Below are 26,418 nucleotides of genomic sequence, written 5' to 3'. Positions count from 1 at the left end.
ACCATCACGGAGTACCACCATGAGCAAGCGCAACAGCCAGGCCGCCAAGCAGGCCGCCCGCGAGCGGATCCGCGCCCAGCAGGAAGCCGAGCGCCAGCGCGAGAAGCGCAAGCGGTCGATCATCGTCGGCGCGTCCGTCGTCGGCGTCATCGCCATCGCCGGCGGCATCGGCTACGCCGTCGTCCAGAACAACAAGCCCGGTTACTGGGAAGAGGCCAAGGACCAGAAGCTGGTCAAGCCCGCCAACACCTCGGGCAAGGACGGCACGACGATCGTCGTCGGCAAGGCCAGCGCCAAGAAGACCCTCAAGGTCTACGAGGACCCGCGCTGCCCGATCTGCGCCAGCTTCGAGCAGGCCGTCGGCCCGACCGTCGAGAAGGACCTCAAGGACGGCAAGTACAAGGTCCAGTTCGTCGGCGCGACCTTCCTCGACCGCAACTTCCCCGGCGAGGGCTCGCGCAACGCGATGAGCGCGCTGGGCGCCGCCCTGAACGTCTCCCCGGACGCCTTCCTCGCCTACAAGAAGGCCCTGTACTCCGCCGACAACCACCCCGCGGAGGACCAGGACAAGTTCAAGGACGACGCGTACCTGCTGAAGATCGCCAACGAGGTGCCCGAGCTCAAGAAGAGCGCGGCCTTCAAGAAGGACGTCAAGGACGGCACGTACGACCGCTGGGCCCTGGCCGTGTCGGACGCCTTCAGCGACAACAAGGACGGCGTCGAGGGCACCCCGGCCTTCGTCATGAACGGCAAGCAGCTCAAGGGCCCCGACGGCCGCAACGCCCCGATGACGCCCGAGGACTTCACCAAGGCCGTGGACAAGGCCCTGAAGGCCTGACCGGAAGTCATCACGCAAGCGCGGTAGACGGCTTGGGGAAGAGCGGGCGAACTTTTCGAGGGCGCCCGCTCTTTCCGCGTTACTGGTCCGTAGGGTTCCTCCTCATGACCAGTCGAATAGACAACAACTCCCCCGCGGACGCCGAGGACTCCGGCAGACCTCGGGCCGCCGCGCTCACGCCGCGCCGCCGGACCGTCGTCAAGGCCGCGGCCGCCACCGCCGCCCTCGCCGCGCCGCTCGCGGCCGCCGGGACCGCCCGCGCCACCGACGGCCCGGCCTTCGCGCACGGTGTCGCCTCCGGCGACCCGCTGCCCGACGGCGTCCTGCTCTGGACGCGCGTCACACCGACCCCGGACGCGGTGCCCGGCTCCGGCAAGGGCCCCGACGTGCGGGTGGGTTGGGAGGTGGCCGAGGACAAGGGCTTCACCCGGGTCGTCAGCCGGGGAACCACCACCGCGACCGCGGCGAGCGACCACACCGTCAAGGCGGATGTAAGGGGCTTGCGCCAGGCGACCACCTATTACTACCGCTTCTCCGTAGAGGGCGGTTCCACGGTGCGCTCCCCCGTCGGCCGGACCCGCACCGCGCCCGCGCACGACGCGGCCGCGCCCGGCGTCCGCTTCGGCGTGGTCTCCTGCGCCAACTGGGAGGCGGGGTACTTCTCGTCGTACCGCCACCTCGCGGCCCGCACCGAGCTCGACGCGGTCCTGCACCTCGGCGACTACCTGTACGAGTACGCGTCCGGCGGCTACGCCTCCACCCGCGGCCTGGTGCGCGAGCACCGCCCCCGGCACGAGATCGTCACGCTCGCCGACTACCGCGAGCGCCACGGCGTCCACAAGACCGACCCGGACGCCCTGGCGATGCACGCCACGCACCCGGTCATCGCGATCTGGGACGACCACGAGTTCGCCAACGACACCTGGTCCGGCGGCGCGGAGAACCACCAGCCCGAGACCGAGGGCCCCTGGGCCGCGCGCGTGGCCGCCGCCAAGCAGGCGTACTTCGAGTGGATGCCGGTCCGCCCCTCCACCGAAGGCACCGTCTACCGCCGCCTGCGCTTCGGCAAGCTGGCCGATCTGCACCTGCTCGACCTGCGCTCGTTCCGCTCCCAGCAGGCCAAGCCCGGCAGCGGCGCCGTGGACTCGCCGGAGCGCACGATCGCGGGGCGCGCCCAGCTCGACTGGCTGAAGGCGGGCCTGGCCTCCTCCGACGCCGCGTGGAAGCTCGTCGGCACCTCGGTGATGATCTCGCCGGTGGCCTTCGGCTCCCTCCCGGCGCATCTGCTCGCGCCGCTGGCCAAGCTGCTCGGCCTGCCCAAGGAGGGCCTGGCCGTCAACACCGACCAGTGGGACGGCTACACGCACGACCGCAAGGAGCTGATCGGCCACCTGCGGGACAAGGGCGTCAAGAACACGGTGTTCCTGACCGGCGACATCCACATGGCCTGGGCGAACGACGTGCCCGTCACGGCCGCCACGTACCCGTCGTCGCCGTCGGCCGCCACGGAGTTCGTCGTCACGTCCGTGACCTCCGACAACGTCGACGACTATCTGAAGGTGGCGCCGCACACGCTGTCGCTCGTCGGCGTCGCCGCCGTCAAGGCCGCCAACCGCCATGTGAAGTGGCTGGACATGGACTCGCACGGCTACGGCGTCCTCGACGTGACCGCCGAGCGCTCGCAGATGGACTACTACGTGGTCTCCGACCGCAAGGACCCCAAGGCCACGTCGTCCTGGGCCCGCTCGTACCGCACGCTCAGCGGGACGCAGAAGGTGGAGCGGGTGCGCGAGCCGGTGCGCTGACCGCTCGTCGGGGCACGGTGTGGCGCACGCGCGACACCGTGCCCCGGCTGGCGCCCCCTAGAGGGTTTCCAGGAAGCCGAGGGCCGTGCGCCAGGTGGTCTCGGCCGCGTCGGCGTCGTAGTCGTCGAGGTCCGGGTCGGTGAACAGGTGGCCCGCACCGGCATAGCGGTAGACCTCCACGTCGGCGCCGACCCGGCCCATCCGCAGGTACCAGGCGCTCAGCCAGTCGTCCGTCTCGAACGGGTCGGGCTCGGCGACGTGCAGCTGCACGGGCAGGCCGTCCACCGACGCGTTCTCGGCGATGTCGCTCGTGCCGTGCAGGAGCAGCAGGCCACGCGCCTTGTCGTCGCCGAGCGCGAGCGTCTGCGCGACCGAGGCGCCGAACGAGAAGCCCGCGTAGACCAGGCCGCGGTCCGAGTACGGCGCCGCGGCCAGAACCGCACGTTTGAGGAGCTCGTCCCTGCCCACTTCTTCCTGGTGGGCCATGCCCTCCTCGACGGTGTCGAAGACGCGCCCCTCGAAGAGGTCGGGGGTCCACACCTGGTGGCCCGCCGCGCGCAGCCGGTCGGCCGCCGCGCGCACCGCGGGCCGCAGCCCGTACGTCGAATGGAAAAGCACGATGTTCATGGATCCATCGTGCCATCCGTCCCCACCCGCCCCACCTACCCTCGAACGGCCCACCCGCTCCACCTACCCTCGGAGACATGGAGAACGTCCTGCGACCGTTGATCGTGGTCGGCGCCGTGCTCGTGCTCACCCTGGCCGTCGGCTGGCTGGTGGACACGGCGCTGCGCCGTGCCGACGCCCTGCAGCCGCAGCGTCCATTGTGGGGACTGCTCCGCCGCTGCCGCCTGCCCCTGCAAGTCGTCCTGTGCGCCGCCCTGCTGCGCGGCTCGTACGCGCACGCGAAGATCGCCGAGGACCACTCGGCGGGCATCGGCAGAGCGCTCACCCTGGTCCTGATCGGCTCGGTGGCGTGGCTCGCGGTGCGGATCTCCACGGCGATAGTGGAGGCGTCGTACGCGCGCTACGCCGCCGCCCACCGCGACCCCGCCCGGGTGCGCCGCGTCCGTACGCAGGTGACGCTGATCCAGCGCGTCGTCGCGGCCCTGATCGGCGTGGTGGCGGTGGCCGCGATGCTGCTCACGTTCCCCGCGATGCAGGCGGCCGGGGCCTCGCTCCTGGCGTCCGCGGGCATCCTGGGCATCGTGGCGGGCGTCGCCGCGCAGTCCACGCTCGGGAACCTCTTCGCCGGACTCCAGATCGCGTTCGGCGACATGGTGCGGATCGGCGACACGGTCGTCGTGGACGGCGAGTGGGGCACCGTGGAGGAGATCACGCTGACGTTCCTGGCCGTGCGCACCTGGGACGAGCGGCGGATCACGATGCCCGTCTCGTACTTCACGTCGAAGCCGTTCGAGAACTGGTCGCGCGGTGGCTCCCAGATGACCGGCACGGTCTTCTTCCAGCTCGACCACAGCGCCCCCGTCGCGGCCATGCGCGAGAAGCTGCACGACGTGCTGCGCGACTGCGCCGCCTGGGACGGCCGGGACTGGGGCCTTGCGGTCACCGACACCACGGTCAGCACGATCCAGGTGCGCGCGCTCGCCACCGCCAAGGACGCCGACGACATCTGGACCGTACGGGTCACGGTCCGCGAGCAGCTCGTCACCTGGCTGGCCGAGCACCATCCGTACGCGCTGCCGCGGGTCAACACCGCCTGGGCGGAGCTGCCGCCCGACGACGCCCGGCCGCGGCCGACGCCACCGCACACGCCGCGCACGGGCCGGGGCTGACCCTGGCGCCCGTCAGCGCAGGCTGCGGACGTCGAGCTGGCGCAGGACCCGGTCCACGATCTCCGGGTCGGAGCCGGGTTCGCTGCGCGCGGAGAGGACCGCGTGCCGGGCGGCCGACATCATCTCGCGCTGGATGCGCTGGACGGCCTTGAAGCGGTCGGCGCGCTTGGCGTACCGCTCGCGCCGCTCGTCGTCGACGATGTCCGGGCTGATCCTGGCGCCGATGTCGAAGGCGCCGCGCAGGAGCCGCTCGGACAGCTCCTCCGGCAGCTCCTCGACCTCCTCGATCTCCCGCAGCCGGGCCTTGGCGGCCTTCGCGGCGCGCAGCGCGAGGTCGCGCTCCAGGGCCCGCTCGGCGTCGGTGTCCGCGCGCACGCCGAGCTTCTTCACCAGCCAGGGCAGGGTCAGGCCCTGGGCGACGAGCGTGGCCATGATGACGCAGAAGGCGATGAAGACGACCTCGTCGCGGCCCGGGAACGGGACCCCGTCGTCCGTCTTGAGCGGGATGGCGAGGGCGAGCGCGACCGAGGCGACGCCGCGCATCCCCGACCACCACATGACGACGGTCTCGCGCCACGACATGGGGATCTCCTCGTCGTAGTCGCGCCGCTGGTGCAGCCGCTTGGCGAGCCACGTCGCGGGCAGCAGCCACAGCAGCCGTACGCCGACGACGACGGCCACGACGACGGCGCCCCAGCCGAGCATCTGCCACTCGCGTCCCTCGGACGTGCCGAAGACGTTGTGCAGTTCGAGCCCGATGAGCCCGAAGGCGACGCCGGTGACCAGTGTGTCGACGATCTGCCAGAAGGACTGGCCGGTGATCCGGCCGAGCACGTCGTCGGCGTCGACGGCGTGCTCGGCGAGATACAGCGCGGTGGTCAGGACGGCGAGGACGCCGGAGCCGTGCAGCTCCTCGGCGAGGACGTACGCGACGAACGGCACGAGCAGGGTCAGGCCCGTCTGGAGCGTCGCGTCGGCGAGCCGGCCCATCAGCTGGTTGCTCAGCCAGCCGAGCGCGAGCCCCACGGCCACGGCGACGACCGCGGAGAGCACCAGCTGACCGGCCGCCGACGGCCAGGAGAAGGTGCCGCTGACGGCGGCGGCGATCGCCACGTGGTAGAGCACGATCGCCGTGACGTCGTTGAACAGGCCCTCGCCCTCCAGGATCGACACCAGGCGCCGCGGCAGGCCGAGCGACCCGGCCACGGCGGTCGCCGCGACCGGGTCGGGCGGGGCGACGAGCGCGCCGAGGGCGAGCGCGGCGGCCAGCGGCAGGCCCGGCACGATCGCGTGCGCGACGGCCGCGACGGCCGCCGTCGTCACGAAGACGAGGGCGACGGCGAGCAGCAGGATGGGGCGGATGTTGGCTGCGAACTGCCGCCAGGACGTGCGCTGCACGGCGGCGTAGAGCAGCGGCGGAAGCACCAGCGGCAGGATGAAGTCCGGCGGCACGTCCACGTTCGGCACGAAGGGCAGATACGCGAGGACGATGCCCCCGAGCGTCATCAGGACGGGCGCGGGAAGGCCGAGCCGGTCCCCCAGCGGCACGGTCACCACGGCCCCCAGCAACAGGACGAGCAGCAGCGCCAGTTGATCCACGGGTGCCCTCCGGGAGCCGAGTCCTGCACGATCAGGACCTCAACCTTGCCACGGAAGGGGGCAAACAGGGCGAATCACCCGCCCGCCGGACAAGCCCTAGCGCAGCGCCTTGCGCATGGCGCGGTGCGGGATCCCCGCGTCGGGGAACTCCGGGCCGTACACCTCGTACCCCAGCCGTTCGTAGAACCCCAGGGCGCACGTCTGCGCGTGCAGGTCGACGGCGCCGAGCCCGCGCTCGCGGGCGGCGTTCTCGATGGCCCCCACCAGCGCGGTCCCGATCCCGAGCCCGCGCGCGGTGCGCAGCACGGCCAGCCTGCCCAGGGACCCCACGGTGGCGTCCCCGCCGTTCTTGGCGGCCGCGGCCTCGCCCGTGAGGAGCCGGCCGGTGCCGAGCGGCGCCCCGTCCTCGCGGCGCACCGCGAGCACGTGCAGGGCGCCCGTGTCGTACGCGTCGTACTCCAGGTCCTCGGGCACGCCCTGCTCGGCGACGAAGACCTCCTTGCGGATGGCGAAACAGGCGTCCAGGTCCTCCTGGCCGACCGCGTCCCGGCAGCTCACCTGGGTGCTCACCGGGGTGCTCACTGGCTCTCCGCCCGCACCCGGTCGAGGGCCTGCTGGAGGTCGTCGGGGTAGCCGCTCGCGTACTCGACCCACTGGCCGTCCCCGGGGTGCTCGAAGCCGAGCCGCACCGCGTGCAGCCACTGCCGGGTCAGGCCCAGGCGCTTGGCGATCGTCGGGTCCGCGCCGTACGTCAGGTCGCCCACGCACGGGTGGCGGTGGGCGGCCATGTGGACGCGGATCTGGTGGGTGCGGCCCGTCTCCAGCTTGATGTCGAGCAGCGAGGCGGAGCGGAAGGCCTCCATCAGGTCGTAGTGCGTGACCGAGGGCTTGCCCTCGGCGGTGACCGCCCACTTGTAGTCGTGGTTCGGGTGGCGGCCGATGGGGGCGTCGATGGTGCCGCTCATGGGGTCGGGGTGGCCCTGCACCAGCGCGTTGTACCGCTTGTCGACCGTGCGCTCTTTGAACTGGCGCTTCAGCGACGTGTACGCCCGCTCGGACTTGGCGACCACCATCAGGCCGGAGGTGCCCACGTCCAGGCGGTGCACGATGCCCTGGCGCTCGGCGGCGCCGGACGTCGAGATGCGGTACCCCGCCGCCGCGAGGCCGCCGATCACGGTGGTGCCGGTCCAGCCGGGGCTCGGGTGCGCGGCGACGCCGATGGGCTTGACGATCACGACGATGTCCTCGTCGTCGTGCACGATCTCCATGCCCTCGACGGGCTCGGCGACGATCTGCACCGGGGCGGGCGCCTGCGGCATCTCCACCTCCAGCCAGGCGCCGCCGTGCACGCGCTCGGACTTGCCCGCCACCGACCCGTCGACCAGCACCTTTCCGGCGGCCGCCAGCTCGGCGGCCTTCGTGCGGGAGAACCCGAACATGCGCGAGATGGCGGCGTCGACGCGCTCGCCCTCCAGGCCGTCGGGCACGGGCAGGGTACGGATCTCGGGAATCGTGCTCACCCCACGAGTATGCAGGAGGGGGCGGACACTCCCGTACCGAAGGCCCCGCGCGCGGGGCCTTCGGTACGGGTCAGTCCTTGTGCACGGTCCCGTCCGGGTCGAGCCCGCGGAAGGAGAGCAGCACGATCAGGATGCCGCCGCAGACGATCGCCGAGTCCGCGAGGTTGAACACCGCGAAGCCCTTGGGGGCGATGAAGTCGACGACCGCGCCCTTGAAGACGCCGGGCGAGCGGAAGATCCGGTCGGTCAGGTTGCCGAGCGCGCCGCCGAGCAGCAGGCCGAGCGCGATCGCCCAGGGCAGGCTGTAGAGCTTGCGCGCGAGCCGGGCGATCACCACGATCACGCCCGCTGCGATCACCGTGAAGATGATGGTGTACGCCTCGCCCATGCCGAAGGCGGCGCCCGCGTTGCGGATGGCGTTGAAGCGCAGCAGGTCACCGACCACGTCGATCGGCTCGTGGTGCTCCAGCTTGGCGACCACGACCATCTTGCTGACGAGGTCCAGGGCGTACGCGACCAGGGCCACACCGAAGAGCACGGCGATCTTGCGCTTGCCCGTGGGCTTCTGTGCGCCCTCGGTGTCCTGGCCGCCCTCGGCGTCCTGGCCGCCGTCGGCGCCGTGCTCTGCCTCAGGGATGTCCGGCGTACCGATGATGCGCTCCGCCTCTGCCACGTGAATCCCTCAACCTAGGTACCTGACTGGGACGAGGGTACGACACATGCATAAGGCAGCCGGTTTCCAGGCCGCGCTCAGGAGCGCCGCTCCTGCTTCTGCTTGCACTCGACGCACAGGGTCGCGCGCGGGAAGGCCTGCATGCGGGCCTTCCCGATCGGGTTGCCGCAGTTCTCGCAGAGCCCGTACGTGCCCGCGTCGAGGCGTTCCAGGGCGCGCTCGGTCTGCTCCAGCATCTCCCGGGCGTTCGCCGCCAGGGCCATCTCGTGCTCGCGCGTGATGTTCTTGGTGCCGGTGTCCGCCTGGTCGTCGCCCGCGCCGTCCCCGGAGTCCCGCATCAGCCCCGCCAGGGACGCCTCGGACGCCTCGATCTCGGTGCGCAGCCGCATCGTCTCCGCCATCAGCTCGGTCCGCGCCTCGGCGACCTCGGCCGGGGTCCACGGGTCCTCGCCGGGCCGCACCGCGAGCTCGCCGGGCACGGTCGCGGCCCGCGCCTTCGGTACCGTTCCCGTTCCCGTCTTCGTCGCGGCTGCCGCCTGCTGCGTCGCCGTCGCCGTGCCCGGAGTCTTCTTCGCAACCACTGTCGTGGCTCCCGTCGTCTCCGCGGCCTGAGCCGCATCCTCGGCCGCGGGCGCGGCCGTCTTCTTGGCCGAACGTGTGCTGGTCCCTCGGTTCCTCGCCGTGGCCCCCGTCCCCTTCTTGGACGCACCACGACCCCCGCTCACCTCCCTGCCGGGGGCGGCACCTCCTGCCGCGCTCCGGCCCCCGGCCGTGCCCGCCGCCTGCGGCCGCGCCGCCGCTTTGGCCGACGCCTCCTTCTTAGGAGCGGCCTTCTTGGCCGCAGCCTTCTTGGGAGCGGCCTTCTTGGGAGCGGCCTTCTTGTCCGGGGCCTCCTCGGCGACCGCCTCCTCGGCGACCGACTCCTTGACAGCAGCCTTCTTGGTCGCCGCCTTCTTGGCCGAGGCCTCCTTGGCCACGGACTTCTTCGTCGCGGCCTCCTTGGCTGGGGCCTCCTTGGCGACCGCCTTCTCGGCGACCGACTCCTTGACAGCAGCCTTCTTGGTCGCCGCCTTCTTGGCCGAGGTCTTCTTGGCCCCGGCCTCCTTGGCCACGGCCCCCTTGGCCACGTTCTTCTTCGTCGCGGTCTTCTTCGCCGGTGGTGCCTGCTCGGCGCCCGTCTCCTCAGGCGGGGCCTTCGCGGCCGCCTTCTTGCCCGCGACCTTCTTGGTCGCCGTCTCCTTGGTCGCGGCCTTCTTGGTCGCGGTCTTCTTGGTCGCGACCTTCTTGGTCGCGGTCTTCTTGGCTGTCGCCTTCTCCGCCGTCGCCCTCGTGGTCACGGCCGAGGCCGTCTTCGAAGCGGCGGCCTTCTTGGCGGGGGCCTTCCCGGCCGGAGCCCCGGAGGCGGCGGCCCTCGTGGCCGTCTTCTTCGGCCCCACCCCGGCGGTGCCCGCGGCACCCGCGGCACCCGCGGCACCCGCCCGCACGGTCTTCACGGCGCGGGACGCCTTACCGCCCCCTTCTCCGGCCGCCCCGCCGGCCCCCGCGGCGGTGGATCTGCTGGACGCCGACTGCTGTACGGCGGTCTTCTTCGCCACCATGGCCGCGGCCCCTTCACATATTGTGATCTTGCACGCGAATCGTGCTGGGACGATAAATCGACTCCAGGCCCGCGGCAACGGGGCACGCCGCCCGATTCGCCCGCCCCACGGGCGCCGCGCGGCGAGCCTTCATGCGTTGTGCCCAGCTCCCCGCCCCGTAATCCGCCGGCCGGGGCGCACCGGGACACGTTGGCGCGCGTCTCGCCATTCGGGTCAGTACGCCCCTCGCGCCCCCTACCGCCCGGGGCCCGTCGAAATCCGGTGGGCCGCCCCTCCCCGGGCGCCGTACACTGGCCGGAGCGAAAAGCTTGGATGGGGACGAGTAGCGACGTACGCAGCCATGAGCGACCCGGGGACGGTGCGAGCCCGGGGGCGAGCGCGACGTGAAGATCACCCCGGAGCCGCCGGAGGAAAGCCGCAGCCCACCGCCGCAGAGGCGGGGCACAAGCGAGTAGAACCGGCATCGCGACCCCAATGAGGGGGTCGTCAAGAGCGCCACCGGCGCCACGACGGCCAAGGAGGGTGGTACCGCGGGAGCGCAGACAAGGCTCTCGTCCCTCCGACGGAACGGAACGCACGTCCGCCGGAGGAAGCGCGATATGACGCCGCCGCAGTACCGCCAGGTACCCGCCCAGGTCGACCTGCCCGCCCTCGAGCACGCCGTGCTCGACTTCTGGCGCGAGCAGAAGATCTTCGCCAAGAGCCTGGAGCAGTCCGAGGGCCGCCCCGAGTGGGTGTTCTACGAGGGCCCGCCCACCGCCAACGGCATGCCGGGCGCCCACCACATCGAGGCCCGCGTCTTCAAGGACGTCTTCCCGCGCTTCCGCACCATGCGCGGCTACCACGTGGCCCGCAAGGCCGGGTGGGACTGCCACGGCCTGCCCGTCGAGCTGGCGGTCGAGAAGGAGCTCGGCTTCAACGGCAAGAAGGACATCGAGGCGTACGGCATCGCCGAGTTCAACGCCAAGTGCCGCGAGTCCGTGACCCGCCACACCGACGCCTTCGCCGAGCTCACGACCCGCATGGGCTACTGGGTCGACCTGGACGACGCGTACCGCACGATGAACCCGGAGTACGTGGACTCCGTCTGGTGGTCCCTGAAGGAGATCTTCAAGAAGGACCTCCTCGTCCAGGACCACCGCGTCGCCCCCTGGTGCCCCCGCTGCGGCACCGGCCTGTCCGACCACGAGCTGGCGCAGGGCTACGAGACGGTCGTCGACCCGTCCGTCTACGTCCGCTTCCCGCTCACCGGCGGCCCCCTCGCGGGCGAGGCCGCCCTCCTGGTGTGGACGACGACCCCCTGGACGCTGGTGTCGAACACCGCGGTGGCCGCCCACCCGGAGGTCACCTACGTCGTCGCCACCGACGGCACGGAGAAGCTCGTCGTCGCCGAGCCCCTGGTGGAGAAGGCCCTCGGCGAGGGCTGGGAGACCACGGGCCAGAAGTTCACCGGTGCCGAGATGGAGCGCTGGACGTACCAGCGCCCCTTCGAGCTCGTGGACTTTCCGAGCGCCAGCGAGGGAAGCAATGAGCACAGCCCGGCCGAGGCCCACTTCGTCGTCAACGCCGACTACGTGACCACGGAGGACGGCACCGGTCTCGTCCACCAGTCCCCCGCCTTCGGTGAGGACGACCTCAAGGTCTGCCGGTCGTACGGCCTGCCCGTCGTGAACCCCGTCCGCCCGGACGGCACCTTCGAGGAGGGCGTCCCGCTGGTCGGCGGCGTCTTCTTCAAGAAGGCCGACGAAACGCTCACCCAGGACCTGGACGACCGCGGCCTGCTCTTCAAGCACATCGCGTACGAGCACAGCTACCCCCACTGCTGGCGCTGCCACACCGCGCTCCTGTACTACGCGCAGCCGTCCTGGTACATCCGCACCACCAGCGTCAAGGACCGCCTCCTCCAGGAGAACGAGAAGACCAACTGGTTCCCCGAGTCGGTCAAGCACGGCCGCTTCGGCGACTGGCTGACCAACAACGTCGACTGGGCCCTGTCCCGCAACCGCTACTGGGGCACCCCGCTGCCCATCTGGCGCTGCGAGGAGAACCACCTCACCTGCGTCGGCTCGCGCGCGGAGCTCACCGAGCTGACCGGCACCGACCAGACGGACCTGGACCCGCACCGCCCGTTCATCGACGACATCACCTTCACCTGCACCCACGAGGGCTGCTCCCTCGAAGCGGTGCGCGTGCCGGAGGTCATCGACGCCTGGTACGACTCGGGCTCGATGCCCTTCGCCCAGTGGGGCTACCCGTACAAGAACAAGGAACTGTTCGAGTCCCGCTACCCAGCGCAGTTCATCAGCGAGGCCATCGACCAGACCCGCGGCTGGTTCTACACGCTGATGGCGGTCGGCACGCTCGTCTTCGACAAGTCGAGCTACGAGAACGTCGTCTGCCTCGGCCACATCCTCGCCGAGGACGGCCGCAAGATGTCCAAGCACCTCGGCAACATCCTCCAGCCGATCCCGCTGATGGACCAGCACGGCGCCGACGCGGTCCGCTGGTTCATGGCCGCGGGCGGCTCCCCCTGGGCGGCCCGCCGCGTGGGCCACGGCACGATCCAGGAGGTCGTCCGCAAGACCCTCCTGACGTACTGGAACACGGTCGCCTTCCAGGCGCTGTACGCCCGTACGTCGAAGTGGGCCCCCTCGGACGCCGACCCGGCGCCCGCCGACCGCCCGCTCCTGGACCGCTGGCTGCTCAGCGAGCTCCACGCGCTCACCGACCAGGTGACGCAGGCCCTGGAGGGCTACGACACCCAGCGCGCGGGCAAACTCCTGTCGGCCTTCGTCGACAACCTCTCCAACTGGTACGTGCGCCGCTCGCGCCGCCGCTTCTGGCAGGGCGACAAGGCGGCGCTTCGCACCCTGCACGAGGTCGTCGAGACGGTCACGCGCCTGCTGGCCCCGCTGACGCCGTTCATCACCGAGCGCGTCTGGCAGGACCTGATCGTGCCCGTCACCCCGGACGCCCCGGAGTCGGTGCACCTGTCCACCTGGCCGGAGGCCGACCTGTCGGCCGTCGACCCGGAGCTCTCGCGGCAGATGGTCCTGGTCCGGCGCCTGGTGGAGCTCGGCCGCGCCTCGCGCGCGGAGTCGGGCGTCAAGACCCGCCAGCCGCTGTCCCGCGCCCTGGTCGCCGCCTCCGGCTTCGAGACGCTGGGCGAGGAGCTGCGCGCCCAGATCACCGAAGAGCTGAACGTGTCCTCCCTGGCCTCCCTCTCCGAAGTCGGCGGCTCCCTGGTCGACACCACCGCGAAGGCCAACTTCCGCGCCCTCGGCAAGCGGTTCGGCAAGGGCGTCCAGGCGGTGGCCAAGGCCGTCGCCGAGGCCGACGCGGCCGCGCTGTCCCTCGCCCTGCGCGAGGGCACCGCGTCCGTCGAGGTCGACGGCGAGACCGTGACGCTCGCCCCGGACGAGGTCATCATCACCGAAACCCCGCGCGAGGGCTGGTCGGTGGCGTCCGACTCCGGTGCCACGGTCGCCCTCGACCTGGAGCTCACGGACGAGCTGCGCCGGGCGGGCCTCGCGCGTGACGCGATCCGGCTGATCCAGGAGGCCCGCAAGAACAGCGGCCTGGACGTCGCGGACCGCATCGCGCTGCGCTGGGCGTCCGCGGACGAGGCCGTCACCACGGCCCTGACCGAGCACGCCGCGCTCATCGCGGACGAGGTCCTCGCCACGGACTTCGCCTCCGGCGACGCGGACGACAGCTACGGCGAGCCGTTCAAGGACGACTCCCTGAACCTGACGTTCCGCCTCCGCAAGGCGTAACCCCCACGACCGAAGGCCCTGTCCCGCCAAGCAGCTTGGCGGGACCGGGCCTTCGTCATGTCGTACGCGCCGCCGTGGGCACGGCGGGAACCGGGCAGCACACGCGCGACAGCGCACCCGGCAGCACGCCCACGGCAGCACGCGCAAAAGGGCGGAGCCCCCGGGGAATCCGGGGGCTCCGCCCTGAACGCTGCCGACGCCTATGGCGTGGTGTCGCCCGTCAGTTGTCGTCCTCGTCGATGAGGAAGCCGCGCATCGGGGACGGAGCCTGCTGCATCGGCGGCTGGCCCTGCGGCCGCACCGGCGCCATCGGCTGCGTCATCGCGGGCGACATCTGCTGCTGGCCGCCGTACGACGGACCGCCCGCGGGCTGGTTGCCGCCCATCGACTGGTTGCCGCCGTAGGACGGGGCACCCGCGCCGGCCGGGGCCATCGAAGGCGCCGGGGACGGCGGCAGCGAGGCGGTCGCCGGAGTGCGCGGCGGGGCGAGCGAGTCGTCGGCCTGGGTCTCCAGCTGACGCAGCTGCGACTCCAGGTAGGACTTCAGCCGCGTGCGGTACTCGCGCTCGAAGCCGCGCAGGTCCTCGACCTTGCGCTCCAGGGTGGCGCGGGCGGACTCCAGGGAGCCCATCGCGACCCGGTGCTTCTCCTGCGCGTCCCGCTCCAGGGCGTCGGCCTTGGCACGGGCGTCCCGCTCCAGGCCCTCGGCGCGCGAACGGGCCTCGCCCACGATCTTGTTGGCCTCGGAACGGGCCTCGGCGATCGCCTGGTCGGCGGTCTGCTGCGCGAGCGAGAGCACACGGGCGGCGCTGTCGCCGCCGGGGCCCTGGCCGGGCTGCGGCATCTGCGGGCCGTGGCCGCCCATGGGACCACCCATCGGGCCGCCCATCGGACCCTGACCCATCGGGCCGGGACCCTGCGGACCACCCTGCGGGCCGTGCCCACTGGGGCCTGCGGGCAGCTGCGGCGCACCGCCGGGCAGCTGCGGCGGGCCGCCCATCGGGCCGCCCATCTGCTGCTGCGGCGGAACCGGCTGCGGACCAGATATTGCGGCGGGCACGGGCGCGCCGGGACCTCGCTGGTCCTGGGGGCCGCCCTCGGGGCCCTTGCGCATGTTGCCCTGCTGCTGGTTCTGCGCGGCCGCGCGCGTGGCTGCGGCCAGCTTGGCGCGCAGGTCCTCGTTCTCGCGGAGCAGGCGCGTCAGTTCGGCTTCGACCTCGTCGAGGAAGGCATCGACCTCGTCCTCGTCATAGCCTTCTCGGAGGCGGACGGTCGTGAACTGCTTGTTCCGCACGTCCTCGGGGGTCAACGGCATCTCTTCACCTCAACGTAGTCGTCGGCATTCGGCAAGACCGTATCGTTCACAGCTGGCTCACGACGGTGATCAGGATGTAGACGATGATCATCAGTACGAAGAAGGACAGGTCGAGCGCCACGCCGCCGAGACGTAGCGGCGGAATGAACCGCCGCAGAAGCTTGAGCGGTGGATCGGTGACAGTGTAGGTGGCCTCCAGAACGACCACCATCGCCTTGCCGGGTTGCCATGAGCGGGCGAACTGGAAGACGTAGTCCATGACCAGCCGGAAGATCAGCACGATGAGGAAACACATCAGCGCGATGTAGATCACTTGCAAGACCACGCCCATGTCCGCGTTTCCCTCTCCCCTGCTTCTGGTCGCATCCGCGCTGAATCGGTCCGGTACTGCTGCTGGCTACTGCACTGCGTCTCAGCTCTGGTTGAAGAACCCGCCCTCTGCGATACGGGCCTTGTCCTCCGCCGTGACATCGACGTTAGCAGGCGACAACAGGAACACCTTCTGCGTCACTCGCTCGATACTGCCATGCAGACCGAAGACCAGACCGGCCGCAAAGTCGACAAGTCGCTTCGCGTCGGTGTCGTCCATCTCCGTCAAGTTCATGATCACCGGGGTGCCTTCGCGGAAGTGTTCCCCGATGGTACGGGCTTCGTTGTAGGTCCGGGGGTGAAGCGTGGTGATGCGGTAGGGCTCCCGCTCGGACACGACCTTGGGCATGATCACCGGTGCGTTCTTCTCCAGGCTCTGACGTTCAGGTGTGATAGATGCCACGGGGGCGATTCGCGCCGGTCGTCCCGATTCGGCGGCAAGCGAAGCGGGTCGCGGCGCCGGTTCGCGCTGTGCCGGTGGCTGCACCACTCGTACCGATTCGTCCCGTTCCAAGTCCCGGTCCGCGAGGTGGGACTGGTGCGACTGGTGCGGTGGTTCGTGCCGCCGGCGGTCGCGCTCGGGCTCCGGCTCGGGCTCGAAATCGTCATCGGGGTCGAAGCCCCGGCCGTCGTAACCGTCGTCCTCCACGAGGCCGAGGTAGACCGCCATCTTGCGCATCGCGCCGGCCATGCTCTGAGTCCTCCGCTCTGTGGTGGATCGAGAGGGTCGTCACCAACTGCCCGCGATCCACGAGTCATCCCCGCTCAGGGGTGGGAATGACCATATTTTCTGCTGTGGTCCGACTTCCTGGCGACGTTACCCGAGCCCGCGTCGGACTCCGAGTACCGCTGTCCCGACGCGCACATGTGTCGCACCGGCCGCAACGGCCTGTTCGAGGTCCGCACTCATACCTGCCGACACCATGTTCGCAGCCGGATGGGCCACGCGCAGGGCAGTCGACAAAACCATCAGCCGCTCGAACGCCGCCTGTTGCCGTCCCGCGTACTCCCCGGTGAGCGGCGCGACCGTCATCAGACCGTCGAGCCGGAGCCCGGGGGCGTCGGCCACGAGACCGGCCAACTCTTCGATTCCGCCGGGGCCGACGCCACCCCGCTCCCCGCGGCCGCTCTCCCCGGCGTCGAGGGCGACCTGGAGCAGGCAGCCCACCTCCCGCCCGGCGCGCACGGCCGCGGCCGAGAGCGCGGTGACGAGCTTCGGCCGGTCCACCGACTGCACCACGTCCGCGTAACCGACCACGGAACGCACCTTGTTGGTCTGCAGCTGGCCGACGAAGTGCCAGTCCAGCGGCAGGTCCGCGCAGGCGGCGGCCTTGGGCGCCGCGTCCTGGTCGCGGTTCTCGGCGACGTGCCGGACGCCGAGCTCCGCGAGCGCGCGTACGTCGCTCGCGGGGTAGGTCTTGGTGACCACGATGAGGGTCACCTCTTCACGCTTGCGCCCGGCGGCCGCGCAGGCCGCCTCGATGCGCTCTTCCACCTGCGCCAGATTCGTGGCGATTTCCGACTTACGGTCCGTCATGCCCCATCAGTCCAGCCAGACATAGCCCGCGAGCCGACCGGTGACGCGGTCGCGGCGGTACGAGAAGTGGTCTCCCGACTCCAGCGTGCACACCGGCGACTGCTCCCGGTCGCGCACCCCGAGCCGCTCGAGCTGGGCGTGCACTCCGGCGGTCACGTCGACCGCGGGGGTGCCCCAGCTCGTGACGGCGTACGCCGCGGGTTCCACGGCGGCGACGTCGGCGCGCATGTCCGCGGGCACTTCGTAGCAGCGGCCGCAGACCGCGGGCCCGGTGCGGGCCACGATCCGGCCGGGCTCCGCGCCGAGGGCCACCATGGCCTCGACGGCCGCGGGCACCACCCCGGCGATCATGCCGGGACGGCCCGCGTGCGCCGCGGCGGCGACGCCCGCCACCGGGTCGGCGAGGAGTACGGGCGTGCAGTCGGCGGTCAGCACGGCGAGGGCGAGGCCCCGCTCGGCGGTGACGACGGCGTCGACCGCCGGAATCTCCTGGTCCGCGGGCCAGGGCCCGTCGACCACGGCGACGTCCCGGCCGTGCACCTGGTTCATCCAGACCACCCGTCCCTGGTCGATGCCCAGGGACTTGGCGGCCAGTTCGCGGTTGTGCAGGACGGCGTCGGGGTCGTCGCCGACCGCTCCGCCGAGGTTGAGCTCCGCGTACGGAACGGCGCTCACTCCGCCCCACCGGTCGGTGAAGGCGAAGTGCGCGCCGCTCACAGTGCTCGTTCCGGAGCGCTTGCCTATCACTTCAGGAAGTCCGGCACGTCCAGCTCTTCGGCCTGGCTGTCCTGGTGCAGACGGGTCGGCGGGACCTGCGGGGGCGTCACCGGCGTCGCGGGCGCCTCGTTCACCGGAGCCGGTTCGACGGGCTCCGGGGCCGGGGGCTCCTCGCGCGGCGTGACGCTGCCGAGGCCGCCGAAGGCCGGTCCCGGACGGGAGGATTCGGCGGGGCGGCTGGCGGGAGCGGGCTCCTCGCGCTTGCTGGAGGCCGATCCCAGGACGTTGTCCCGCTTGGCCGGCGGCTGTCCGCCGTCGAACCCGGCGGCGATGACGGTGACCCGGACCTCGTCGCCGAGCGCGTCGTCGATGACCGCGCCGAAGATGATGTTGGCCTCCGGGTGGGCGGCCTCGCTGACCAGCTGGGCCGCCTCGTTGATCTCGAACAGGCCGAGGTCGGAGCCGCCGGAGATGGAGAGCAGCACCCCGCGGGCGCCGTCGATGGAGGCTTCCAGGAGCGGCGAGGAGATCGCCATCTCGGCGGCGGCCACCGCGCGGTCGTCGCCGCGGGCCGAGCCGATGCCCATGAGCGCCGAACCGGCCTCGGACATGACCGACTTGACGTCGGCGAAGTCGAGGTTGATCAGGCCGGGGGTGGTGATGAGGTCGGTGATGCCCTGAACGCCGGAGAGCAGGACCTGGTCGGCCGACTTGAAGGCGTCGAGCACGCTGACCTGGCGGTCCGAGATGGAGAGCAGCCGGTCGTTCGGGATGACGATGAGGGTGTCGACCTCTTCGCGGAGCTCGGCGATGCCGTCCTCCGCCTGGTTGGCGCGACGGCGGCCCTCGAAGGTGAACGGCCGGGTGACCACACCGATCGTCAGGGCGCCGAGTGAGCGCGCGATGTTGGCGACCACGGGCGCGCCGCCCGTGCCGGTGCCGCCGCCCTCACCGGCCGTGACGAAGACCATGTCGGCCCCCTTGAGGACCTCCTCGATCTCCTCGCGGTGGTCCTCGGCGGCCTTGCGGCCGACGGCCGGGTTGGCGCCGGCGCCGAGTCCGCGGGTGAGTTCACGGCCGACGTCAAGCTTGACGTCGGCGTCGCTCATCAACAGGGCTTGCGCGTCGGTGTTGATGGCGATGAACTCGACGCCCTTGAGACCGACCTCGATCATCCGGTTGATGGCATTGACACCACCGCCGCCGACACCGATGACTTTGATGACTGCGAGGTAGTTCTGCGGTGCTGCCACGTCGAAGGCCTCTCGCCTCGAGTTACGTGTCGTCGTACCGCACTGCCGCGATACGTCGACTGATGCCGAATGGGACGGTCCGAATCGCCGACCCGAACCCTAACGCTGAAGTTTAGGGTTACCAGTGTGTCTGTTCCCTGGACTCTTCCGAACAGGACACTAAGTCGACAAGTGGCGCGCGTTCAACGAACACGCCGAACCTCCCGTTTTTCTTTTCACCCTATGTGATCAGGCGTAGCAATGCCCATCCAGGGTGCTGGCCTGCGCTGATGTACGTCAACTCGCCGATGACGCGGGGGCGGTGGGGACCGTCACGTCGAAGTGCCGTGCCTTGGGGACGGCTTTCATCAGGGCGCTCAGGGCCTCGGCCTTCATACGCCCGTTCTCGCTGCTCCCCCAGGCGACGGTGCGCCCGTCCGCCAACTCCAGCGAGATGGAGTCGTACGACCGGACCTTGACGGCGGTGGTCTCCCCGGCCACGGCGCCGGGCAGGTCCGTGACCACCCGGGCCGCCTCCCGGCGCAGCCGGTCGGGGCCGAAGCGGCGCAGGCTGGCCGCCGCGTCGCCGGACTGATGCGGTGTCAGGGCCAGCCGGGGGGTGTTCTTCGGGGCCTTGTCGACCGTGGCGAAGCGCACACCCTTGGCGTCCACTTCGACGAACTTTCCGCCCTTTTCGATGAGCAGGGCGGCGGTGCGCTCGGTCACCTTCAGGGTGATTCCGTGGGGCCAGGAGCGGATGACGTCAACCGAGGCAATCCGGGGCAATTCTCTGCGCAGCCGCTCCTCGACGGCGTCGGAGTCGACCGAAATCAGCGGTCCGCCGGTGCCGATCCCGGCCACCTCGCGCACCTGGTCCGGCCGCAGGACCACCGTCCCGGTCGCCGTGACCCGCTCCACGCGCAGCCAGGGCGAGGCGTAGAGCACCCAGACCGCGGCCCCGCCGAGAACGCACAGCAGGGCCGCGAGCAGGATCAGGGTGCGCGACCTCGGCAGCCGCAGGCGACGCGAGCGGGGGCGGGGCGGGCCGGACTTGGGCCCCTGCCGTTCGGCGGTCTTCTGTCCGGCCACTCTCCCCTGCCTTCTCACGCGCTGCGGCGTGACGCAATCGCCTCGTACACCATGCCGACGAGGAGGTCGTCGGCGTCCCTGCGGCCGAACTCCGAGGCGGCACGGGACATCTCGTACAGGCGGTGCGGGTCGGCGAGCACGGGGAGCACCTGGGACTGGACCCATTCGGGCGTCAGTTCCGCGTCGTCGACCAGCAGTCCGCCGCCCGCCTTGACTACCGGCTGGGCGTTGAGCCGCTGTTCGCCGTTGCCGATGGGCAGCGGGACGTAGGCGGCCGGGAGCCCGACGGCGGAGAGTTCGGCGACGGTCATCGCGCCCGCGCGGCAGAGCATCATGTCCGCCGCCGCGTACGCGAGGTCCATCCGGTCCACGTACGGTACCGGGATGTAGGGCGGCATTCCGGGCATGTTCTCGACGTACGGCAATTCGTTCTTCGGGCCGACGGCGTGCAGGATCTGGATGCCCGCGCGCTGCAGGACCGGGGCGACCTGCTGGATGACCTCGTTCAGCCTGCGGGCGCCCTGGGAGCCGCCGGAGACGAGCAGGGTGGGCAGGTTCGGGTCCAGGCCGAAGGCGTCACGGGCCTCCGGGCGCACCTTCGCACGGTCCAGCATGGCGATGGCGCGGCGCAGCGGGATGCCGATGTAGCGCGAGCCGCGCAGCTTGCTGTCGGGCGTGGAGACCGCGACGGCCGCCGCGTACCGGGAGCCGATCTTGTTGGCGAGGCCGGGGCGCGCGTTGGCCTCGTGCACCACGATCGGCACGCCGCGGCGCTTGGCCGCGAGGTAGCCGGGCAGCGCCACGTAGCCGCCGAAGCCGACGACGCAGTCCGCCTTGGTGCGCTCCAGGATCTGCTCGGCCGCCTTGATGGTGCCGCGCAGCCGCCCGGGCACCGTGATCAGCTCAGGTGTGGGCTTGCGCGGCAGGGGGACGGCGGGGATCAGGGCGAGTTCGTAACCGCGATCGGGTACGAGTCGGGTCTCGAGGCCGCGCTCCGTGCCGAGGGCCGTGATGCCCACGGTCGGGTCCTGCCTGCGCAGGGCGTCTGCGAGGGCAAGCGCGGGCTCGATGTGGCCGGCGGTCCCCCCGCCGGCGAGTACGACATGCACCGAAATTCACCGCTCTCCGGACGAACGCGCCTTGACGCGCCGTCGCATCGTGTTCCATCTCACCCGAGGTTGCCGCATGGCCAGGGCCGCCTTCGCCGCGGGGTCCTGTCGCGCGAAGGCGATGAGGAGTCCGACGGCGAACATGGTCGGCAGCAGGGCTGAGCCTCCGTAGGAGAACAGCGGGAGCGGGACACCGGCGATCGGCAGCAGGCCGAGCACCGCACCGATGTTGACCACGGCCTGGGCCGTGATCCAGGTGGTCACACCTCCCGCGGCGTACCTCACGAAGGGGTCCTCCGTGCGTCCGGCCACGCGGATACCCGCATAGCCTAGAGCCGCGAACAGGGCGAGCACCGACAGTGTCCCCGCGAGACCCAGTTCCTCGCCGGTGATGGCGAAGATGAAGTCGGTGTGCGGTTCGGGTAGTTGACCCCATTTTTCCACACTCGCGCCCAGTCCGGAACCGAAGAATCCGCCCGAGGCGAGGGCGTAGATGCCGTGCACGGCCTGCCAGCAGGAGTCGCCGGGGCCCGGCTCGGTCGCGCCGATGCACTGCAGGCGCGCCATGCGGTTGGGGCTCGTCTTGATGAGGATCACACCGAGGACGGCCGCGATGCTCAGCACGCCCGCGAAGAGCCGCGTGGGCGCCCCGGCCAGCCAGAGCAGGCCGAAGAGGATCGCGGTGAGGATGATCGCCGTGCCCATGTCGCCGCCCAGCATGATCAGGCCGAGCAGCATGAAGGTGACGGGCACGAGCGGCACCAGCATGTGCTTCCACTGCGTGAGCAGCCGCTTGTCCTGTTTGCGCGCCAGCAGGTCGGCGCCCCACAGGACCAGGGCGAGCTTGCCGAACTCACTGGGCTGGAGCTGGAACGGACCGCCCAAATAGATCCAGTTCTGGTTGCCGTTGACGCTGCGCCCTATCCCGGGGATCTGGACGAGGACCATCAGGAAGACGGACCCTGCGAGGATCGGGTAGGACAGCGCCCGGTGCAGCTTGAGCGGCATCCGCATGGCGACGAGCAGCAGCACGCTGCCGAGCACCGCGGCGACGAACTGCTTGCGGAAGAAGTAGGAGGCGGGCAGGTTCAGCTGCAGCGCCTGGATCATCGACGCCGAGTAGACCATCACCAGGCCGAGGGCGGTGATCAGCAGGGCCGCGCCGAGGATCAGGTAGTACGCGGTCAGCGGCCGGTCCCAGGCCCGCCGGGCCCGGACGTAGAGCCGTCGCACGGGGCTCTCGCGCGGCACCGGGGTGCTGCGCGGGCGGGCCGGCCGCTTCGGCGTCCGCGGGGCCCGGGGCGTGCGGACCGGGGCGCGCCCGGCCATCAGCGCCTCCCCCGACCGGCGCGCGGCCGTACCCGAGAACGCCCCCACACCCACAACGCCGACGCTTTCACGTGCCCTCCTCACGGTGCCGGGTGCCTGACGACGGCACCCGTCCCGGGTCCGTGTCAGGCGCTCGCGCCGAGTTCGCGAACCGCTTCCGCGAACGCGTCACCACGCTTGTTGTAGTTGGTGAACATGTCCATCGACGCACAGGCCGGGGCCATCAGGACGGTGTCCCCCGGCGCTGCGAGCCGTGCCGCCTGGCGTACCGCCTCGGCCATCGCCCCAGTGTCGGTCCGGTCGAGGTCGACGACCGGCACCTGTGGCGCGTGTCGCGCGAGGGCTTCCCTGATCAGGGCGCGGTCGGCGCCGATCAGGACGGCCCCGCGCAGCCGCTTGGCCGAGGCGGCGACCAGCTCGTCGAAGGTCGCGCCCTTGGCGAGGCCGCCCGCGATCCACACGATCGACTCGTACGCCGCCAACGAGGCCTGGGCCGCGTGGGTGTTGGTGGCCTTGGAGTCGTCGACGTAGGCGACCCCGGCCACGTCGGCGACGTGCTCGATGCGGTGGGCGTCCGGGCTGAAGGCCCGCAGGCCGTCACGGACCGCCTGCGGGGCCACGCCGAAGGCGCGCGCGAGCGCGGCCGCCGCGAGGGCGTTGGCGATGTTGTGCGGGGCCGGAGGCCGGACGTCGGAGACCTCGGCGAGCTCCTGGGCCTGCTTCTGGCGGTCCGGTACGAAGGCACGGTCGACCAGGATGCCCTCCACGACGCCGAGTTGCGAGGGGGCGGGCGCGGCCAGCGTGAAGCCGATGGCGCGGCAGCCCTCCTCGACGTCGGCCTCGCGGACCAGGTCCTCGGTGGACGGCTTGGCGGTGGCGTCGGCGTTGTAGACGCACGCGACCTGGTTGCCTTCGTAGATCCGGCCCTTGTCGGCGGCGTACGCCTCCATGGAGCCGTGCCAGTCGAGGTGGTCCGGCGCGAGGTTCAGCACGGCGGCGGAGTGCGCGCGCAGGGAGGGCGCCCAGTGCAGCTGATAGCTGGACAGCTCGACGGCCAGGACGTCGTAGGCGTTGTCGTCCTCGCGTCGCTCATCACCGGCCTCGGCCGCACGGGCTGCGCGCGCCGCCCTGTCCTCCAGGACGACGTCGACGATCGGCGTACCGATGTTGCCGACGGCCGCCGTGCGCAGGCCGTCGGCGCGCAGGATCGACGCCAGCATCTGCGTGGTCGTGGTCTTGCCGTTGGTGCCGGTGACGGCCAGCCAGGGGGCGGCGCCGGGGCCGCGCAGGCGCCAGGCGACCTCCACGTCGCCGATGACGTCGACGCCCGCCGCGGCGGCGGCCGCGAACAGCGGGCTGTCCGGCTTCCAGCCCGGCGAGGTGACGACGAGGCCGGTGCCCTCGGGCAGCGTCTCCGCGTCCCCGAGGCGCACGGCGACGCCCGCCTCGGCGAGCTCCGCGGCCCGCGCCTGGAGCGCCGGGCCCGAGCCGCCGTCCACGACGGTCACCGCGGCGCCTAGGCCCGCGAGGGCGCGCGCGACGCTGACGCCGCTGACGCCGAGCCCGGCGACGGTGACGCGCAGCCCCTTCCAGGAGTCCTGCGAGGCGCTCACTTCTTGGCTGCCCATCCGGCGTAGAAGAGGCCGAGTCCGACGATGACGCACATGCCCTGGATGATCCAGAAGCGGACCACGACCAGGACCTCGGACCAGCCCTTGAGTTCGAAGTGGTGTTGCAGTGGCGCCATCCGGAAGACCCGCTTACCGGTCAGTCGGAAGGAGCCGACCTGGATGACCACCGACATGGTGATGAGGACGAAGAGGCCGCCGAGGAGCGCGAGCAGCATCTCCGTGCGCGAGCAGATGGCGAGGCCCGCGAGGGCGCCGCCGAGCGCGAGGGAGCCGGTGTCGCCCATGAAGATCTTGGCGGGCGAGGTGTTCCACCACAGGAAGCCGAAGCAGGCACCCATCAGCGCGGAGGCCACGACGGCCAGGTCCAGCGGGTCTCTGACCTCGAAACAGGCGGCCGGGTTGGTGAGGTCCTGGGCGTTGGCGCAGGACTCCTGGAACTGCCACACGCCGATGAACGTGTACGCGCCGAAGACCATCACGGAGGCGCCGGTGGCGAGGCCGTCGAGGCCGTCGGTGAGGTTCACGCCGTTCGACATCGCCAGGATCATGAACAGCGCCCAGACGACGAACAGGACCGGGCCGATCGACCAGCCGAAGTCCTCCACGAAGGACAGCTTCGTGGACGCCGGGGTCTGGCCCCGGCCGTCGGCGAACTGCATCGAGATCACGGCGAAGGCGATGCCGACGATGAGTTGTCCGGCCATCTTCGCCTTGGCGCGCAGACCGAGCGAGCGCCGCTTGACGATCTTGATGTAGTCGTCGAGGAAGCCGACCAGGCCCATGCCCGCCATCAGGCCGAGCACGAGCAGACCCGAGATGGTCGGCTCGGCACCCGTGATGATCTTGCTCAGGAAGTACGCGATGAGGGTCGCCAGGATGAAGGCGATGCCACCCATGGTCGGCGTACCGCGCTTGCTGTGGTGCTCGCGCGGGCCGTCGTCGCGGATGTACTGGCCATAGCCCTTGCGTGCCAGGAGCTTGATCAGCAGGGGCGTCCCGACCAGGGTCAGGAACAGCCCGATCACACCCGCGAAGAGAACTTGCTTCATCATCGGGCGTCAACTCCGACCGTCGCGGTGCCGGCGGCGGTGTCCGCCACGAGCGTCTGCGCGACGCTCTCGAGGCCCACCGATCTGGACGCCTTCACCAGCACGACGTCTCCTGGGCGCAGCTCGCTGCGCAGCAGGTCGATCGCCGCCTGTGCGTCGGACACGTGCACCGACTCCTCACCCCACGAACCCTCGTTGTATGCGCCCAGTTGGAGCCAGGACGCTTCCCTGCCCCCGACTGCCACGAGCTTGTTCACGTTCAGCCGGACGGCAAGGCGTCCGACCGCGTCGTGCTCGGCGAGCCCCTCGTCCCCGAGCTCGGCCATCGGGCCGAGCACCGCCCACGTGCGACCGCCCTTGGCCTGTGCGGCCTTGCCCATGGCGACCAGCGCACGCAAGGCGGCGCGCATGGACTCGGGGTTCGCGTTGTAGGCGTCGTTGACGACCGTCACGCCGTCCGGGCGCTCGGTGACCTCCATACGCCAGCGGGACAGCGTGCCCGCCTCGGAGAGCGCGAGGGCGATCTCCTCCACGGACATGCCAAGGTCATGGGCGACGGCGGCCGCGGCGAGCGCGTTCGACACGTGGTGCTCACCGTACAGGCGCAGTCGCACGTCGCTGCACCCGGAGGGTGTGTGCAGCGTGAAGGCCGGCTGTCCGTTCTCCGTGAGCCGGACATTCTCGGCGCGTACGTCGGCGTCCTCGGACTCGCCGAAGAGCAGCACGCGCGCCTGCGTGCGCGAGGCCATCGCGCGCACCAGCGGGTCGTCGGCGTTGAGGATCGCGGTGCCGTCCGCCGGGAGGCTCTCGACCAGCTCACCCTTTGCTTCCGCGATCTGCTCGCGGCCGCCGAACTCGCCGATGTGGGCGGTGCCGACGTTCAGGACGAGGCCGATCCGCGGCGGGGTGAGCTCGGTCAGGTACCGGATGTGGCCCTTGCCGCGCGCGCCCATCTCCAGGACCAGGAACCTGGTCTCCTCGGTGGCGGACAGGGCAGTCAGCGGAAGGCCGATCTCGTTGTTGAACGAGCCGGGCGTCCACACCGTCGGCGCCGCGCGCTGGAGCACCTGCGCGATCAGGTCCTTGGTGCTGGTCTTGCCCGCCGAGCCGGTGAGGGCCACGAGGGTGGCGCCGAGCCGGGCGACGACGTGCCGCGCGAGCGAGCCGAGCGCCGCCTGTACGTCGTCGACGACGACGGCGGGCACGCCGACGGGGCGCTGCGCGAGGACGGCCACGGCGCCCGCCGCGACGACCTGCGCGGCGTAGTCGTGGCCGTCGACGCGCTCGCCGGCGAACGCGACGAACAGGCCACCGGGCTCCACCTCACGGGAGTCCCGGACGACCGGCGCGGTGACCCGGACCGACGGATCCGGTATGTCGTACGTCTGCCCGCCGACGACGGTGGCGATCTCGGCGAGGGAGAGGGCGATCACAAC

Annotated in this window: 22 protein-coding genes; 4 read left to right on the top strand and 18 right to left on the bottom strand. The window is 71.2% G+C overall.

The window, feature by feature from the left end:
• Nucleotides 1-19 precede the first annotated feature (19 nt).
• Together ACIG3E_RS12080 and ACIG3E_RS12075 are read left to right on the top strand one after the other, a co-directional pair.
• Nucleotides 20-838, top strand: coding sequence for a thioredoxin domain-containing protein (locus ACIG3E_RS12080; protein WP_399614475.1), 819 nt, complete (start codon nucleotides 20-22; stop codon nucleotides 836-838).
• A 104-nt stretch (nucleotides 839-942) separates the two neighbouring features.
• Nucleotides 943-2,643 (top strand): alkaline phosphatase D family protein, encoded by a 1,701-nt coding sequence (locus tag ACIG3E_RS12075; RefSeq protein ID WP_399614473.1) that lies wholly within the window; start codon nucleotides 943-945, stop codon nucleotides 2,641-2,643.
• A 57-nt stretch (nucleotides 2,644-2,700) separates the two neighbouring features.
• Here the strand turns inward: ACIG3E_RS12075 and ACIG3E_RS12070 are convergent, their stop codons facing one another.
• Nucleotides 2,701-3,270 carry a dienelactone hydrolase family protein gene (locus tag ACIG3E_RS12070; RefSeq protein WP_399614470.1) on the bottom strand — a complete coding sequence of 190 codons (570 nt, stop codon included), beginning with the start codon at nucleotides 3,268-3,270 and terminating at the stop codon, nucleotides 2,701-2,703.
• Between the two features lie 77 nt (nucleotides 3,271-3,347).
• Between ACIG3E_RS12070 and ACIG3E_RS12065 the strand changes: the two genes are divergently transcribed.
• On the top strand, nucleotides 3,348-4,439 hold the full coding sequence (locus ACIG3E_RS12065) for a mechanosensitive ion channel family protein (protein WP_399614467.1): 1,092 nt from the start codon (nucleotides 3,348-3,350) through the stop codon (nucleotides 4,437-4,439).
• 12 nt (nucleotides 4,440-4,451) lie between these two features.
• Here the strand turns inward: ACIG3E_RS12065 and ACIG3E_RS12060 are convergent, their stop codons facing one another.
• The 5 genes from ACIG3E_RS12060 to ACIG3E_RS12040 all read right to left on the bottom strand — a co-directional run bounded on the left by ACIG3E_RS12060 (nucleotide 4,452) and on the right by ACIG3E_RS12040 (nucleotide 9,829).
• Complete coding sequence (locus ACIG3E_RS12060; RefSeq protein WP_399614464.1) at nucleotides 4,452-6,038, bottom strand: Na+/H+ antiporter; 1,587 nt, start codon at nucleotides 6,036-6,038, stop codon at nucleotides 4,452-4,454.
• 96 nt (nucleotides 6,039-6,134) lie between these two features.
• Nucleotides 6,135-6,620, bottom strand: a complete 486-nt coding sequence (locus tag ACIG3E_RS12055) for a GNAT family N-acetyltransferase (protein WP_399614462.1) — start codon at nucleotides 6,618-6,620, stop codon at nucleotides 6,135-6,137.
• A complete protein-coding gene (locus tag ACIG3E_RS12050) occupies nucleotides 6,617-7,558 on the bottom strand; it encodes an RluA family pseudouridine synthase (RefSeq protein WP_399614460.1) in 942 nt (313 codons plus the stop codon). Before ACIG3E_RS12050 ends, ACIG3E_RS12055 begins: the two co-directional genes overlap by 4 nt.
• 70 nt (nucleotides 7,559-7,628) lie before the next feature.
• Nucleotides 7,629-8,231, bottom strand: a complete 603-nt coding sequence (lspA, locus tag ACIG3E_RS12045) for a signal peptidase II (RefSeq protein WP_399614458.1) — start codon at nucleotides 8,229-8,231, stop codon at nucleotides 7,629-7,631.
• Nucleotides 8,232-8,308: 77 nt separating this feature from the next.
• On the bottom strand, nucleotides 8,309-9,829 hold the full coding sequence (locus ACIG3E_RS12040; protein WP_399614456.1) for a TraR/DksA family transcriptional regulator: 1,521 nt from the start codon (nucleotides 9,827-9,829) through the stop codon (nucleotides 8,309-8,311).
• 599 nt (nucleotides 9,830-10,428) lie between these two features.
• Between ACIG3E_RS12040 and ileS the strand changes: the two genes are divergently transcribed.
• Nucleotides 10,429-13,605 (top strand): isoleucine--tRNA ligase, encoded by a 3,177-nt coding sequence (gene ileS, locus ACIG3E_RS12035; protein WP_399614454.1) that lies wholly within the window; start codon nucleotides 10,429-10,431, stop codon nucleotides 13,603-13,605.
• A gap of 220 nt (nucleotides 13,606-13,825) precedes the next feature.
• On the opposite strand, the gene ACIG3E_RS12030 is transcribed toward ileS, so the two are convergent.
• The 12 genes from ACIG3E_RS12030 to murF form a co-directional block, all read right to left on the bottom strand.
• The gene (locus tag ACIG3E_RS12030) at nucleotides 13,826-14,920 is read right to left on the bottom strand and encodes a DivIVA domain-containing protein (protein WP_399614451.1); all 1,095 of its coding nucleotides are present in this window, start codon (nucleotides 14,918-14,920) and stop codon (nucleotides 13,826-13,828) included.
• A 46-nt stretch (nucleotides 14,921-14,966) separates the two neighbouring features.
• Complete coding sequence (locus ACIG3E_RS12025; protein WP_030679335.1) at nucleotides 14,967-15,251, bottom strand: YggT family protein; 285 nt, start codon at nucleotides 15,249-15,251, stop codon at nucleotides 14,967-14,969.
• A gap of 81 nt (nucleotides 15,252-15,332) precedes the next feature.
• Nucleotides 15,333-15,980, bottom strand: coding sequence for a cell division protein SepF (locus ACIG3E_RS12020; RefSeq protein WP_399614448.1), 648 nt, complete (start codon nucleotides 15,978-15,980; stop codon nucleotides 15,333-15,335).
• Nucleotides 15,981-16,106: 126 nt separating this feature from the next.
• Entirely contained in the window at nucleotides 16,107-16,826 is a 720-nt protein-coding gene (locus tag ACIG3E_RS12015) for a YggS family pyridoxal phosphate-dependent enzyme (protein ID WP_399614445.1), read from the bottom strand.
• A 6-nt stretch (nucleotides 16,827-16,832) separates the two neighbouring features.
• Nucleotides 16,833-17,543, bottom strand: coding sequence for a peptidoglycan editing factor PgeF (pgeF, locus tag ACIG3E_RS12010; RefSeq protein WP_375256691.1), 711 nt, complete (start codon nucleotides 17,541-17,543; stop codon nucleotides 16,833-16,835).
• A gap of 26 nt (nucleotides 17,544-17,569) precedes the next feature.
• Entirely contained in the window at nucleotides 17,570-18,796 is a 1,227-nt protein-coding gene (gene ftsZ / locus ACIG3E_RS12005) for a cell division protein FtsZ (RefSeq protein ID WP_172384043.1), read from the bottom strand.
• A 276-nt stretch (nucleotides 18,797-19,072) separates the two neighbouring features.
• The gene (locus ACIG3E_RS12000) at nucleotides 19,073-19,864 is read right to left on the bottom strand and encodes a cell division protein FtsQ/DivIB (RefSeq protein WP_399614441.1); all 792 of its coding nucleotides are present in this window, start codon (nucleotides 19,862-19,864) and stop codon (nucleotides 19,073-19,075) included.
• A gap of 14 nt (nucleotides 19,865-19,878) precedes the next feature.
• Entirely contained in the window at nucleotides 19,879-20,973 is a 1,095-nt protein-coding gene (murG, locus tag ACIG3E_RS11995) for an undecaprenyldiphospho-muramoylpentapeptide beta-N-acetylglucosaminyltransferase (protein WP_399614438.1), read from the bottom strand.
• A 6-nt stretch (nucleotides 20,974-20,979) separates the two neighbouring features.
• Entirely contained in the window at nucleotides 20,980-22,302 is a 1,323-nt protein-coding gene (gene ftsW, locus ACIG3E_RS11990; RefSeq protein ID WP_399614436.1) for a putative lipid II flippase FtsW, read from the bottom strand.
• 125 nt (nucleotides 22,303-22,427) lie between these two features.
• Nucleotides 22,428-23,930, bottom strand: coding sequence for a UDP-N-acetylmuramoyl-L-alanine--D-glutamate ligase (murD, locus tag ACIG3E_RS11985; RefSeq protein WP_399614434.1), 1,503 nt, complete (start codon nucleotides 23,928-23,930; stop codon nucleotides 22,428-22,430).
• A complete protein-coding gene (gene mraY, locus ACIG3E_RS11980; protein ID WP_399614431.1) occupies nucleotides 23,912-24,985 on the bottom strand; it encodes a phospho-N-acetylmuramoyl-pentapeptide-transferase in 1,074 nt (357 codons plus the stop codon). The genes murD and mraY overlap by 19 nt, the downstream gene beginning before the upstream one ends.
• Complete coding sequence (gene murF / locus ACIG3E_RS11975) at nucleotides 24,982-26,415, bottom strand: UDP-N-acetylmuramoyl-tripeptide--D-alanyl-D-alanine ligase (RefSeq protein WP_399614428.1); 1,434 nt, start codon at nucleotides 26,413-26,415, stop codon at nucleotides 24,982-24,984. The genes mraY and murF overlap by 4 nt, the downstream gene beginning before the upstream one ends.
• Nucleotides 26,416-26,418: the final 3 nt, after the last annotated feature.

The sequence above is a fragment of the Streptomyces sp. NPDC053474 genome (genome assembly GCF_044544845.1).
Lineage (GTDB): Bacteria > Actinomycetota > Actinomycetes > Streptomycetales > Streptomycetaceae > Streptomyces.
Note: the sequence above shows the minus strand (reverse complement) of the source record. Positions and strands in the feature narration are given on the sequence as shown.